This window comes from Streptomyces sp. NPDC029138 (assembly GCF_055564375.1).
This window is the reverse complement of record NZ_JBVHWM010000030.1, coordinates 67,165-79,747: the sequence shown is the minus strand read 5'-3', so window position 1 is coordinate 79,747 and position 12,583 is coordinate 67,165. Positions and strand designations below refer to the sequence as shown.

11 protein-coding genes, 2 tRNA genes, 1 pseudogene and 1 riboswitch are annotated in these 12,583 nt (G+C 72.3%); of the genes and pseudogenes, 5 read left to right on the top strand and 9 right to left on the bottom strand.

The window, feature by feature from the left end:
- Window positions 1-49: 49 nt before the first annotated feature.
- From ACZ4WH_RS23330 to ACZ4WH_RS23320, 3 genes are all read right to left on the bottom strand, one after another.
- Entirely contained in the window at window positions 50-994 is a 945-nt protein-coding gene (locus ACZ4WH_RS23330) for an aldo/keto reductase (protein WP_468183330.1), read from the bottom strand.
- A gap of 84 nt (window positions 995-1,078) precedes the next feature.
- Window positions 1,079-2,116, bottom strand: a complete 1,038-nt coding sequence (locus tag ACZ4WH_RS23325; RefSeq protein ID WP_468183328.1) for a M23 family metallopeptidase — start codon at window positions 2,114-2,116, stop codon at window positions 1,079-1,081.
- Between the two features lie 10 nt (window positions 2,117-2,126).
- Window positions 2,127-2,293, bottom strand: a riboswitch (cyclic di-AMP (ydaO/yuaA leader).
- Window positions 2,294-2,535: 242 nt separating this feature from the next.
- On the bottom strand, window positions 2,536-3,714 hold the full coding sequence (locus ACZ4WH_RS23320) for a PP2C family protein-serine/threonine phosphatase (protein WP_468183326.1): 1,179 nt from the start codon (window positions 3,712-3,714) through the stop codon (window positions 2,536-2,538).
- Window positions 3,715-3,838: 124 nt separating this feature from the next.
- On the opposite strand from ACZ4WH_RS23320, the gene ACZ4WH_RS23315 reads away from it, so the two are divergent.
- A tRNA-Met gene (locus ACZ4WH_RS23315) sits at window positions 3,839-3,912 on the top strand.
- An 81-nt stretch (window positions 3,913-3,993) separates the two neighbouring features.
- On the opposite strand, the gene ACZ4WH_RS23310 is transcribed toward ACZ4WH_RS23315, so the two are convergent.
- Window positions 3,994-5,124: a dihydrofolate reductase family protein gene (locus ACZ4WH_RS23310; RefSeq protein ID WP_468183324.1), complete on the bottom strand. Its 1,131-nt coding sequence runs from the start codon at window positions 5,122-5,124 to the stop codon at window positions 3,994-3,996.
- Between the two features lie 65 nt (window positions 5,125-5,189).
- On the opposite strand from ACZ4WH_RS23310, the gene ACZ4WH_RS23305 reads away from it, so the two are divergent.
- Together ACZ4WH_RS23305 and ACZ4WH_RS23300 are read left to right on the top strand one after the other, a co-directional pair.
- Window positions 5,190-5,717 carry a MarR family winged helix-turn-helix transcriptional regulator gene (locus tag ACZ4WH_RS23305; protein WP_468183322.1) on the top strand — a complete coding sequence of 176 codons (528 nt, stop codon included), beginning with the start codon at window positions 5,190-5,192 and terminating at the stop codon, window positions 5,715-5,717.
- 98 nt (window positions 5,718-5,815) lie between these two features.
- Complete coding sequence (locus tag ACZ4WH_RS23300; RefSeq protein ID WP_468183320.1) at window positions 5,816-6,451, top strand: GTP cyclohydrolase II; 636 nt, start codon at window positions 5,816-5,818, stop codon at window positions 6,449-6,451.
- 2 nt (window positions 6,452-6,453) lie between these two features.
- On the opposite strand, the gene ACZ4WH_RS23295 is transcribed toward ACZ4WH_RS23300, so the two are convergent.
- Complete coding sequence (locus tag ACZ4WH_RS23295) at window positions 6,454-7,917, bottom strand: DHA2 family efflux MFS transporter permease subunit (protein ID WP_468183319.1); 1,464 nt, start codon at window positions 7,915-7,917, stop codon at window positions 6,454-6,456.
- Between the two features lie 47 nt (window positions 7,918-7,964).
- Entirely contained in the window at window positions 7,965-8,564 is a 600-nt protein-coding gene (locus ACZ4WH_RS23290; protein ID WP_468183316.1) for an NADPH-dependent FMN reductase, read from the bottom strand.
- Window positions 8,565-8,732: 168 nt separating this feature from the next.
- Here ACZ4WH_RS23290 and ACZ4WH_RS23285 point away from each other — a divergent pair, with 168 nt between their 5' ends.
- Both ACZ4WH_RS23285 and ACZ4WH_RS23280 read left to right on the top strand, forming a co-directional pair.
- Window positions 8,733-9,419, top strand: coding sequence for a TetR/AcrR family transcriptional regulator (locus ACZ4WH_RS23285; protein ID WP_468183314.1), 687 nt, complete (start codon window positions 8,733-8,735; stop codon window positions 9,417-9,419).
- A gap of 135 nt (window positions 9,420-9,554) precedes the next feature.
- Window positions 9,555-10,262, top strand: coding sequence for a hypothetical protein (locus ACZ4WH_RS23280; protein WP_468183312.1), 708 nt, complete (start codon window positions 9,555-9,557; stop codon window positions 10,260-10,262).
- Between the two features lie 100 nt (window positions 10,263-10,362).
- Here the strand turns inward: ACZ4WH_RS23280 and ACZ4WH_RS23275 are convergent.
- The 3 genes and pseudogenes from ACZ4WH_RS23275 to ACZ4WH_RS23265 all read right to left on the bottom strand — a co-directional run.
- Window positions 10,363-10,435: transfer RNA gene (locus ACZ4WH_RS23275), tRNA-Lys, on the bottom strand.
- Window positions 10,436-10,534: 99 nt separating this feature from the next.
- Window positions 10,535-12,040, bottom strand: coding sequence for an amino acid permease (locus ACZ4WH_RS23270; protein WP_468183310.1), 1,506 nt, complete (start codon window positions 12,038-12,040; stop codon window positions 10,535-10,537).
- Window positions 12,041-12,224: 184 nt separating this feature from the next.
- Window positions 12,225-12,583: pseudogene (locus tag ACZ4WH_RS23265) on the bottom strand (DEAD/DEAH box helicase); the annotation flags it as partial.

Sequence of the window (12,583 nt, the reverse complement as noted above, 5' to 3'; positions counted from 1 at the left end):
GCTGACGTGGGTTCGGCACCGCCGGGCCGTGCCGTCGCGCTGGGACGGGCTAAGCGGATGCCTCCGTCAGCTGCGCCACCTCGGCCTGCGTCAGCTTCAGCTCCGCCACCCCCAGCAGCGCCGGAAGCTGCTCCACCGTCCTGGCCGAGGCGATCGGGGCCGTGACCGTCGGCTGGGCGGCGAGCCAGGCCAGGGCGACCGTGGCGACCGGGGCCTCGTGGGCCGCGGCGATCTCGTCCAGGGCCGCGAGGACCTTCTGGCCGCGCTCGGAGTCCGCGTGCTTCTGGGCCGCGCCGGCGCGGGCGCTGTCGACGGTCGTGCCGGGCCGGTACTTGCCGGTGAGGAAGCCCGAGGCGAGGGAGAAGTACGGGACGGCGGACAGGCCCTCGCGGGCGACGAGATCCTGGAGCGGGCCCTCGTAGGTGTCCCGGGAGACCAGGTTGTAGTGCGGCTGGAGGGCGACGTAACGGGCGAGACCCTCGCGGTCGGAGAAGTCGAGGGAGGCCCGCAGGCGCTCGGGGCTGATGTTGGAGGCGGCGATGTGCCGGACCTTGCCGGCCTTCACCAGCTCGTCCAGTGCGCCGATGATCTCCTCGACCGGCACCTCGGGCTTGTCGAAGTGGGTGTAGTAGAGGTCGATGTGGTCGGTGTCCAGGCGGCGCAGGGAGGCGTCGGCGGCGGCCTTGATGGTGGCGGCGGACAGGCCCTGGTACTCCGGGTGCTGGCTCACCTTGGTGGCGATGACGACATCGGAGCGGTTGCCGCGGGCCTTGACCCACTTGCCGATGATCGTCTCCGACTCGCCGCCCTGGTTGCCCTCGATCCAGGCGGAGTAGGAGTCGGCGGTGTCGATGAAGTTGCCGCCCGCGGCGGTGTAGGCGTCGAGGACGGCGAAGGAGGTCTGCTCGTCGGCGGTCCAGCCGAAGACGTTGCCGCCGAGGGAGAGCGGGAAGACCTCGAGATCGGAGGAGCCGAGTTTGCGAAGTGACGTCATACGTCAAGTCAACGCCGGCGGTGGGTGATCACATCCCGCCGCCGACGCCGAGTTCCCGCCAACTTCACCCGCGCTGAACGGGCCTCAGGGAGTGAGGCCCTTGTCGCGCAGCCACGCCATCGGGTCGATGCCGGTGGCCTGGCCGCCGGGGTGGACCTCCAGGTGCAGGTGCGGGCCGGTGACGTTGCCGGTGGCGCCGACGCGGCCGATGACCTCGCCGGTGGTGACCTTCTGGCCGACGGAGACGCTGATCGAGGACTGGTGGCAGAACCACAGCTCGGTGCCGTCGTCCAGGGTGAGGATCGTGCGGTAGCCGTAGGAGCCGGCCCAGCCCGCCTCGGTGATCGTGCCGCTGTGCACGGCCTTGATCAGGGTGCCGGTGGGGGCGGCGAAGTCGAGACCGGTGTGGTAGCCGGAGGACCACATTCCGCCGGCCTGGCCGAAGGTCGAGGTGATCGTGTACGCCGAGGTCGGCAGCGTGTACTGCTTGGCCAGCCGGGCCAGCCGCTCCTCCTCGGCCTTCTTCTCGGCGGCGGCCTCCGCCTTCTCCTTGGCCGCGGCGGCCTTGGCGGCGGCCTCCTTCTCGGCCTGGGCTGCGGCGGCGGCGCTCTGCTTCTCGGCGGCGGCGAGTGCGGCGGCGGTGGCCTTGCTCTCGGCCTGGCCCTGCTGCTGCTCGGCCTGGGCCATGATCCGGGTGCGCAGCGCCTCGCCCGCGTCGGCGGTGTCCTCGGCGGCGTCCGTGGTCACGCCGACGCTGCTCAGCGTGGTCGTGGCGGCCTCGGCCGGCTGGGGGTCGGCGGAGTCGTCGTCGAAGAGGGAGCCGACGGAGGGCAGGTCCGGCAGGGAGATGGAGACCGGCGGCTTGCCGGTGTTGGCGCTGGCCATGCCGCCCGCTCCGACCGCGGCCATGACGCCGACGCCGAGGACGGTGGAGCTGCGCGCGAAGCCGCCGCGCTGCTTGGCCACGCGGTGCCGGCCACGGACCGGGGCGACGGACTCCTCGGTGGGGTTCCACTCCTCCCAGGGGCCCTCCTCGGCGTGGTAGGCGCCGTACCCGAAGGTCTCGGGCTCGCGCTGTGCCGGTATGAACGGGGCTTCTGGGACAGGCCGGTTGGACGCCACGCGGGCGTGCTCCTTTCCTTCCTTTCGCCTACCGGGTTAGCTGACGGGTTCGGAGCAGGAAGGTCTCCTACGCGCGTATACCGGTCGTGGACTCCGTGAGTCCACGGCGGCATCCGCGTGATTCACCCCAGGGTGGTGGTTCCCCGGCTCCCTTGCGGGATTCGGCGCGTGCGCACGGAGCCGCCTCTTGTGACGGCTGTGACGACCGCGCTGCGTTATCGAACGTTAATAGACCTGCCAGTCACTTTCCAAGCCGTTCGGCTTGATCATTCACGTCTTTACCGGTGAAGTTATCACCCACTACCCCGCCAAAAAGGGCGAGTTGACCGAGCGGCGGTCCCGTTCAGCAGTCACTTTCGGTTTTGATGGTGACTCAGATGTTATGCGCACGGCGCTCGTCCGGTCACCTTCGGTGACGTTCAGGGCCGGCGTACGGCGATCAGCGCCATGTCGTCGGTCATGCCGCCGGAGTGCCGGCGCACCTCCTGCGCGAGCCGTCCGACCAGCGCGGCCGGGCCGGCGAAGGTGCGCCCGGCGAGCCGCCGTTCGGGGTCGTAGAACCGGCCGTGGGTGTCCCGGGCCTCGGACAGGCCGTCGGTGTAGAGCAGCAGGGTGGCACCGCTCGGGAAGCCGGTCTCGGTGGCCCGGTCCGGCCACAGGCCCAGGTCGCCCATGCCGAGCGGCAGCGCGGGCTCGCCGGGGACCAGGGCGCGCACGGTGCCGTCGGCGTGCAGCAGCAGTGGTGGCGGATGACCTCGGTTGACGATCCGTACGACGCCGTCGTCGTGCGGGAGTTCGGCGAGGACGGCGGTGGTGAACCCCTCGAAGGCGTCGATCCCGTCGCGCCGGGTGCCCTCGCGGGCCAGGGCTCGCTCCAGCCGCTCGGCGACCGCCTCCAGCGTGGCCTCCTGCTCGGCCGCCTCCCGGAACGCGCCGATCACCACGGCCACGGCGGCGACCGCGCCCATGCCCTTGCCGCGCACGTCCCCGACGACCAGCCGGACGCCGTACGGGCTGTCCTGCACCGCGTACAGGTCGCCGCCGATGAACGCGTCCTGCCGTGCCGCCTCGTAGCAGGCGGCGATCTCGTAGCCCCCGATCCGTTCGTCCGGCTCCGGCAGGACGGCCCGCTGGGCGGCCTCCGCGATCTCCCGCGCGGAGGCGAGCCGCCGGTCGCCCCGGCGGACCACCCGGTTGATGGCGACGGCCAGCAGGGCGACCGTGGCCACGGTGACCACGTCGGTGAGAGTGCCGACGGCCGGATGGACCCCGGCGTCGGTGTGCACGGCGTAGGCGGCGGCGAGGGAGGCGAGGCCGGTCAGGACGGTGGTGCGCAGGGACGACAGGGGCGCGGCGACCAGCGGGGCCGCGGTGAAGAACGGGACGGCGGTGAAGTCGTCCGGGGCCAGCAGGCCGTACAGGACACCACAGACGATGAGGAGGGCCGGCAGGGCGCGGGCCAGGGCCCGGGGGCTCGGGCGGCGCCGGGCGCGCAGCGGCGCCCGCTCGCCGCCGAGGCCCGGGTCGGGCACCGGGTCGCCGGGGAGCCGGCCGCCCGCCCTGGCGTACGGGCTCTCCTCCACCTTTCCAGGGCGCACCGCGTGTCTCCCGCTTGTCCGACGTACCTCCAGGTTTCCGGGCCCCGGGGCCGGCGGCGACCGGTGTGGACCGAAAGGGGTGCGCGAGCGGTCCCGCGCATGGCGTACACTGGAGTCACAACGACGCGGGGTGGAGCAGCTCGGTAGCTCGCTGGGCTCATAACCCAGAGGTCGCAGGTTCAAATCCTGTCCCCGCTACTGAAGGCTCAGGGCCCGGAATCCAACGGATTCCGGGCCCTGAGTGTTTTCCGGCCCAGCCCTGGCAGACCGGGCAGGCGCTCACAGCAAGTGAACGTTCGGCGCCTTGGCAAGCTCCTCCAGCTCAGGAAGCACGACAACCCGCGCACCTCCGGCTACGAGAACCCCCGTCCCGTCGGCCGCGTGGACAAAGGTGTCGGGTTCACGCCACGCGGTGACGACCCTCCGCACCCCAGCCCGAAGAATCAGCTCGGCACAGGGAGCCGGACGGGACGCACGCCGGGCACAAGGCTCCAGGCTGCTGTACACCGTGGCACCGGCCACCCGCGCATCGCCGGGATCGATCTTCGCGAGCGCCGCCTCCTCCGCGTGAACAACAGGATCGGTGCCCTCCCGTGAATGGCCCCGGGCCAGCTCCGTACCGTCGTCGGCGACGACCACCGCACCCACGCTGAACGCCGTCTCCGACGGCGGACACAGCGCCGCCAGCTCACAGGCGGTCCGCAGCCAGTGGCGGTCGGCGGCGGTGGCGACCGCCCCGGTGCCGGGGGCCGTCGGCACGTACCGCATGAGGACGACGTCCTCGATCCGGCGGGTGTCGAGCAGGCGCAGCCGTCCGGGCTGGTAGGCCCCCGGCCCGAACAGGCGGGGCGCCGTGGGGTCGCCGACGAACAGCGGGGCGAGAACCAGCTGGAGTTCGTCGGCGAGGCCCTGGTGCAGCAGCTGCGTGTGGACCGTGCCGCCGCCCTCGACCATCAGGCGGCCGACGCCGCGCACGTCGTGCAGATGCTCCAGCAGGACCCGCCAGTCCAGGGCGGGGCCGAGCGGGACGACGTCGGCGGTGTACCCGAGGAGGCGGGCGGCCCGCTCGGCGCCCTGGTCGGTGGTGTAGACGATCTTGTCGCCCCCGGTGTGCCAGAAGTTGGCGTCCGGGTCGAGGTCGCCGGTGGCGGTGACCGTGACCTTCAGCGGGTACTCCGGCTTGCCCTCCACCACCCGGGCCGCACGCCGCTCGGCGGAGTTGACGAGCAGGCGGGGGTTGTCGGCGCGGATCGTGCCGGCGCCGATGAGGATCGCGTCGACCGAGGCCCGTACCGCGTCGACCCGGTCGAAGTCGGCCGGGCTGGAGAGCAGCAGGCGCTCGGGGCCAGTGTCGTCCAGGTAGCCGTCGAGGGAGACGGCGGCGGACAGCAGCACGTACGGCAGGGGCATCGGCGCTCTCTCTTCCGGAGGCGGACGGGCTTGGTTCAACTTTTAAACAAACTTACACTGGCCGCATGACGACCCGCTGGCTCACCCCCGAGGAGCAGCGCGCCTGGCGCGCCTACATCGCCGCCTCCCGCCTCCTGGAGGACGCGATCGACCGGCAGCTCCAGCAGGAGGGTGGCATGCCGCACCTGTTCTACTCGGTGCTGGCCAACCTCTCCGAGGCCCCCGACCGGCGGCTGCGCATGACCGATCTCGCCGAGACGCTGAAGATCACCCGCAGCCGGTTGACGTACGTGGTGACCCGGCTGGAGCGGGACGGCCTGGTGCGCCGGGAGAACTGCCGCTGGGACAAGCGCAGCTCGCTCGCGGTGCTGACGGACGAGGGGACGGCCGTCCTGGAGCGTACGGCACCCGGGCATGTCGAGACGGTCCGCAGCACCCTGTTCGACCGGCTCACCCCGGAGCAGGTGGGGCAGCTGGAGGAGATCTGCACCGGGATCGCGCGCGGGCTCCAGGGCGAGGACACCGAGTCCGGGACCGACGACGTGCCCTGGCGGCGCCGTTCGTCCTGCTCGTCGCCGCCCGCTTCCTCGTGAACCGGCCGGGCCCGGCGCAATTGCTTTAAGTTTTAAGCAGGGGTAGGGTCCATGCGAACCGCTGCTTCAAATCTGAAGCAACTGTCCCGGAGGACCGCATGCCCGACATCCCCGCCGCCACCCCGCGTGCCCGCGTCCGGGTACCGCTGCGCTTCGCCGACGGCTACCGCGCCGACGCCGAACTCGTCACCTTCCACGGCCTCACCGACGGCCGGGAACACCTCGCCGTCGTCCTCGGCGACCCCGGCCCGGTCCCGCTGGTGCGCCTGCACTCCGAGTGCCTGACCGGGGACGTCTTCGGCTCGGCCCGCTGCGACTGCGGACCCCAGCTGCGCGAGGCGGTCGAGCGCATCGCCGGCCGCGGCGGCGTCCTGCTCTACCTCCGCCAGGAGGGCCGGGGCATCGGCCTCTACAACAAGCTCGACGCGTACGCCCTCCAGGACGAGGGTCTCGACACCTACGCGGCGAACGCCGCCCTCGGCCTGCCGGAGGACGCCCGCGACTACACGGCCGCCGCCCAGATGCTCGGCGCCCTCGGCATCACCGAGCTGGACCTGCTCTCCAACAACCCCGACAAGGCCGAACAGCTGCGCTCGCTCGGAATCGCGGTACGGGACCGGGTGCCGACCGGTGTCTTCCCCACGGCCCACAACGTCCGCTACCTGCGCGCGAAGGTGCTCCAGACCCAGCACACCCTGCCGCTGGCCGAACTGACCGAGCTGACGGCGGGCTAGTGCTAGGCCCTGTCGTCCGGACCATCCCGGCGTCGCGGGGCCCGGTCGGCCGCGGGGTGGCCGGGGAGCCGGAGCGCCGCGAGGATGCCGAGGGCTAGCAGGGCCGCCGCCACGGCGTAGGTGAGCCGGAAGCCGGCCGGGTCCGGGCCCGCCGCGCCCAGCACCACCGACAGCAGGGCCGTACCGACCGACGCGGCGAGCTGGGCGTTGATGCTCAGCGCCGTGCTCGCCCCGGCCAGCCGGTCCGGGGGCAGGCCCCGGGTCGCGGTGGTCATCGCCGGCATCAGCGTCATCCCGGCGCCGACGCCCATCACCGTCCCCGCGACCACGATCCGCCAGGGCGCGACCCCCGCCGTGCCGGTCTGCCACGCCAGCAGCCCCATCCCGAGGGCGGCCACCGCGCAGCCGGCCGCGATCAGCCGGCGCGGTACCGCCGTGTCGATCCGCCGGGCCGCGATCTGCATCGTCGTACCGACCACGAGCCCGACCGGCGCGCCGAGCAGCCCGGCCGCCGTCGCGCTCAGGCCCCGCTCCTGCTGCCAGTACAGCGGCCCGAGCAGCATCGACCCGAAGTAGCCGCAGGCGAACGGGGCGAGCGTGCCGATGCCCGCGGCGAAGGTACGGTCCCGCAGCAGCCGCAGGTCCAGCAGCGGGGCGCGGACGGCGAGCGCCCGCCGTACGAAGGCCGCCGCGAGCACGGCACCGGCGAGCGTCGGCAGCAGCGCGCCGGGGGCCGTGAAGTCCCCGCGCTCACCGCCCCGGGCCAGGCCGTACAGGAGCAGGGCCAGACCGGGCGAGAGCGTCAGCAGGCCGGGGACGTCCAGCCGGGGGCGGTCCGGGCCGCGGGCGTCCGGTGCGTCCTTCGGCAGCAGGCGGACCGCGAGGGCCAGGGCCAGGGCGCCGACGGGCAGGTTGATCAGGAAGATCCAGTGCCAGGAGGCGGCGTCGACCAGCCAGCCGCCGAGCACCGGGCCGGCGACCGGGCCGATCAGGATGGGCAGCCCCAGCAGGCCCATCGCCCGGCCGAGCCGGGCCCGGTCGGCGACCCGCATGCCCATCGCCATGCCGACCGGCTGGAGCAGGCCGCCGCCCAGCCCCTGCACCGCGCGGAACGCGATCAGACTGCCCGCGTCCCAGGCGCAGGCGGCGAGCAGCGAGCCCAGCGTGAACAGGGCGAGCGCGGTCACGTACGTCCGCTTGGCGCCGATGCGGCCCATCGCCCAGGCGGCGGTCGGGATGACCGCGGCGAGCGCGAGCGTGTAGGCGGTCGCGGTCCACTGGATGGTCTCCAGCGGGGCGCCGAAGGACTCCGAGAGGTGGCGCAGCGCGACGTTGACGATCGTCATGTCGAGCACGGACATGATCGTGCCGAGGACGACGACGGTCACGACCCGGTAGAGGGCGGTCGAGGAGGCGGCGGCGGGGCTCGCCGCGCCGACGGAGGGAGCGGGCCGAAGACTGCTCATCGCGCCGCTCCCTGAGGCCGTGCGGGTAGGTTCATCCCGGCCTCCCCTCAGCCCGCGTAGGGCCGCTCGGCGCGCGCGGTCCGCAGCGCCCGGCCCCACCAGGTGAGCTGGCCGAGCATGCCCTTGGCCGCGCCCGCGCACACGTCGGCGTCGCGCGGGACGCCGTCCTCGCCGAGGCCGGACCAGGGACCGTGCAGGCTGACCGAGTCGCGCACGGTCACGGCGTGCAGTTCGGCGAAGACCAGCCGGAGCTGCTCGACCGCGCGCAGCCCGCCGCCGAGACCGCCGTACGACACGAAACCGACCGGCTTGGCCTGCCACTCCCGGTGGTGCCAGTCGATGAAATTCTTCAGGGCCGCCGGGAAGCTGTGGTTGTACTCGGGCGTGACGACCACGAACGCGTCGGCGGCGGCGAGCCGCGGCGACACGTCCTTCAGCGCGGCGACGGCCTCGGGGCTCGGGGTACCGCCCCAGCCGGGCAGCACAAGTGGCAGGTCCACCTCGGCGAGGTCGATGACGTTCAGTTCGAGGCCCGGGTCGGCGGTGGCGGCGGTGGCGAGGAACCAGTCGGCGACGGCCCTCCCCAGGCGCCCCTCGCGCACGCTGCCGACGATGACGGTGACGCGAAGCGCATCAGAAACGGACACAGCTGTCCCCCTATGGCGATGTCGGTCCGGCCGGCTATGGCGATGTCGGTCCGGTGGCGGCCGCTGCGGCGACCGCCTCGACAGCAAAGTACAACGCTCGTTGTAGAAATTACAACGCTCGTTGTAAGTCAGTTAGAGTGGGCTGGTCACGACGGAAGGGCGGCAGGCGTGGGCGAGACGAACGAGTCCCGGCTGGAGCGGGCACGGCGCGAGGTGTCACCGCGCAAGTTGCAGAAGCAGATGGCCATCGCGAGCGCGGCCTGCACGGTCTTCGGTCGCGAGGGCTACGCCCGCGCCTCGGTCGACGCGCTCGCCGCCGCGGCCGGCGTCTCCACGCGCACCCTCTACAACCACTTCCCCGGCGGCAAGGCCCAGCTCTTCCAGACGGTCGTGACCTGGACGTCGAGCGAGGTCCGGGACGCCCAACTGGCGCGTCTGCACGCCGTACTGGACCCGGAGCGCCCGCCGCACCCCGACGACCTGGAACGCGACCTGGTCGCCCTGGCCCGGGCCTTCCACGGGCTCATGACGGACTACGCGAACCACTTCGCCCTGGTCCGGCACATCCACGCGGAGGCCGACCATGTCCCGCCCGAGGTCCTCAAGGCCTGGCACGAGGCCGGCCCGGAACCGGTCGGCCGCGCCCTCACCGAGGCGATGGCCCACCTGGAGGACGCCGGCCTGCTGAACCTCCACGGCGACGCGGAGCTGGCCGCCGGCCACTTCACGGCCCTCATCTCACACCGCATCGTCCAGACGACCCACTACGGCGTCCTGCCCCTGCCGGAACCGGAGACGGACCGGCTGCTCAGGGCCGGGGTGAGCGCGTTCCTGCGGGCGTACGCGGCGCAGTAGCGCGGGGCGCCCACACGGCGACGCAGGCGCCGGCCCAGCAGCCGAACGCCGAGAAGCACCCCCATACCGAGTACGGCACGGACGTCACCGCTTTGCGCCAGATCGCGCATCGCCTCACCTCGTATCACCATGGTCATGGTCTGTACCAGGACTGACCGGGCCCGTGCCCGCATCACCGTGGAGGTCGCCGTGTCGGAACCCAACGTGACCGGCGAGGACGCCGCGCCGTCCCGCACCGCACGCTCGCGCCGCAGACCGATCGCGTACGGCTTCGGCGCGGCGCTCACCGGAGTACTGGCCGTCGCCTCCTGCGGCACCGACAACGGCGACGGCAGCGCCCCCACCACCCCCACCCCGACCGCGCCCGCCACATCCAGCTTCTCCGGCACCGCTCCGTCCGGCATGTCGTCCTGGGCGGAGTCGAAGAAGGCGGAGGCCAGCGCCTCCGCCTCCGCCGCGGCCTCCTCGGCCTCCGCCCGCGCCTCCGAGTTCGAGGCATCCGTGTCCGCGGACGCCGAGCGCGCCCGCGCGGAGGCCCAGAAGCAGCTCGGCAAGGTCAAGGGACGGGGCAACGCGACGAACGACGTCTCCATGACGGGCGTTCCCCTGTCCCAGACCCACAACGTGCGCGCTCTCCTCGTCACGATGACCAACCGCACCGACAGGCCCGCGTCCTTCGCGGTCCAGGTCGACTTCAGCGACTCCCACGGCAAGGTCGTGGAGACCGTCGTCGTGGGCGCGCAGAACGTGAAGCCGGGCCAGAAGGCGGAGCGCTACGCCATCAGCCACAAGCCTCCCGAGCCGCACTTGACCGCCGAACTGGCCAAGGCGCAGAGGTACTGATGACAGCGCCTTCCGGACAACACGACAGCGCCCGGTCCGGCCGAAGCCGTCCCGGGCGCTGTGCCGCAGGTCGGAGGAGTGCCCCCGCGCCTGCGGACGGTAGGCCGTGTGGGACTCGAACCCACAACCAAGGGATTAAAAGTCCCCTGCTCTGCCAATTGAGCTAACGGCCCGTGCGATGTTGCCTGTCCGAGCATAGCCGGACGAGGCCGTGTCGCCGATCGGGTATCGGGGACGCGGCCACGTCGGATGCGGCGGGAGTGGGGGGATGGTTACTTTTCGGCCGGGATGGGAGCGGGCGCGGGACGCCGGGCGAGGAACCAGTGGCGGGCCGAGGCCAGCCACCAGGTCGCCGCGAAGCCGAGGACGACCAGGACGGCGACCGGGGCGTAGTTGAAGGTCTTCCAGGTGACCGGGGAGACCTGCGGAAGCATGAAGAGGACGGTGATCGCCAGCACCCAGGTCACCGAGATCACTCCGATGAGGCGCGACCAGCGGCCCAGGTGCCAGGGGCCGGGGGTGAACGCGGTGCCCTTGCGGACGCGGAGGAAGGTCGGGATGACGTACGCGATGTAGAGGCCGATCACCGCGATGGACGTCACCGCCGCGTAGGCCGTCGTGTTGATCAGGTACGGCAGGCCCAGGGCCAGGGCGCCGAGCGCGGCCAGCCAGACCGCCGCCACCGGGGTCCGGGTGCGCGGGCTGACCGTGTGCCAGACATGGGAGTAGGGCAGCGCGCCGTCCCGCGAAAAGGCGTAGATCATGCGGCTGTTGGCGGTGACGGAGGCCATGCCGCAGAAGAGCTGGGCGCCGATCACCACCAGCAGCAGGAGCTTGCCGGCCGTGGCGCCGAGGGCGTCCAGGAGGATCTGGGCGGGCGGGGCGCCCGTGGGGGACGTGAGCGCCCTGTCGTACGACTGGATCGCGAACGTGAAGCCCAGGAGGAGGACGAAGCCCGCGATCCATGACGTCCAGATGGAGCGGACGATGCCCTTCGGACCCGCGGTGGCCGCGTCATGGGTCTCCTCGGTCATGTGGGCGGAGGCGTCGTAGCCGGTGAAGGTGTACTGGGCCATCAGCAGGCCCAGGAGCACCACGTACGGGGTGCTGCCCCAGCCCGTCCCGTTGACGAAGTGGGAGAAGACGAAGGACGCCGACTGGTGGTGGTCGGGGACGAGCGCCAGCGCGCCGACGATCACCGCGACGCCGAGGACGTGCCACCACACGCTCACGCTGTTCAGGAACGCGACGATCCGGACGCCGAAGGTGTTCAGCAGGCCGTGCAGCACGAGGATCGCCGCGAACAGCAGCACCGTGCGCCCCGGCGTCACCTCGAAGTCGAACTGGAGGTTCAGGTAGGCGCCCAGGAAGGAGGCCGCGCCGAAGTCGATGCCCGCGGTCACCGCCACCTGGCCCAGCACGTTGAACCAGCCCGTGAACCACGCCCAGGCCGCAGCCGAACGCGGGGGCGCCAGGCGGTGCGCCCAGAAGTACAGGCCCGCCGAGGTCGGGTAGGCCGAGCAGATCTCGGCCATCGACAGGCCCACGAACAGCGTCATCAGGCCCACCGCCACCCAGCCCCAGGTGATCACCGCGGGGCCGCCGGTGGTCATGCCGAAGAGGTAGAGGGTCAGGCAGCCGGACAGCACCGAGATGATCGTGAAGGAGACGGCGTAGTTCGAGAACGCCGACATACGGCGGGCGAGGACCTGGGTGTAGCCGAGCTGGGCCAGCCGTTCCTCGTCCGACAGGCCACCGGCGCTCACGTCATCTGTCATGCCCCCAGCAATTCCCTCACCGGGGGCGTGACATGCGTCACTCGATGACCGGAAATCGATGGCCCGGGCACGCGCAAGGGCCCGTACGAACGATGTCGTACGGGCCCTCGCCCTGTGTCAGTCGGCGTCAGCCACCGGAGTGTCAGCCGATGCCGTGTCGGCCCGTTGCCGGGCCGATGCGGTGTCAGCCGTTGCGCTTCCAGCGCGGCTTGTCCTCGCGGCGGCCGAAGGAGCCGGTGCCGCGGTGGTCGTCACGACGGCCGTAGGGGCGGTCGTGGCCGGCGGAGCGGAAGCCCGGGCGGTCGTCGCGGCGGTCGCGGTTGAACGGACGGTCGCTGCCACGGTGTCCACCGCGCTCGTCCCGGCGGAAGCCGCCCCGGTCGTCACGGCGCTCGAAGGAACGGCCACCCCGGTCACGGTCCCGGTCGAACGGACGGCGCTCGCCCCGGTCGTCACGACGCTCGAAGGAACGGCCACCGCGGTCGTCACGACGGTCGTCCCGGCGGTCGTCACGGCGCTCGAAGGAACGGCCACCGCGGTCGT

Bases quoted from the DNA above. Each gene is read 5' to 3' on its own strand.
- ACZ4WH_RS23305 (WP_468183322.1), top strand. From the start codon at position 5,190: ATGACGACCCGCTGGCTCACCCCCGAGGAGCAGCGCGCCTGGCGCGCC.
- ACZ4WH_RS23270 (WP_468183310.1), bottom strand. From the start codon at position 12,040: ATGACAGATGACGTGAGCGCCGGTGGCCTGTCGGACGAGGAACGGCTG.
- ACZ4WH_RS23330 (WP_468183330.1), bottom strand. From the start codon at position 994: ATGACGTCACTTCGCAAACTCGGCTCCTCCGATCTCGAGGTCTTCCCG.
- ACZ4WH_RS23300 (WP_468183320.1), top strand. From the start codon at position 5,816: ATGCCCGACATCCCCGCCGCCACCCCGCGTGCCCGCGTCCGGGTACCG.
- ACZ4WH_RS23280 (WP_468183312.1), top strand. From the start codon at position 9,555: ATGGTCTGTACCAGGACTGACCGGGCCCGTGCCCGCATCACCGTGGAG.
- ACZ4WH_RS23310 (WP_468183324.1), bottom strand. From the start codon at position 5,124: ATGCCCCTGCCGTACGTGCTGCTGTCCGCCGCCGTCTCCCTCGACGGC.
- ACZ4WH_RS23295 (WP_468183319.1), bottom strand. From the start codon at position 7,917: ATGAGCAGTCTTCGGCCCGCTCCCTCCGTCGGCGCGGCGAGCCCCGCC.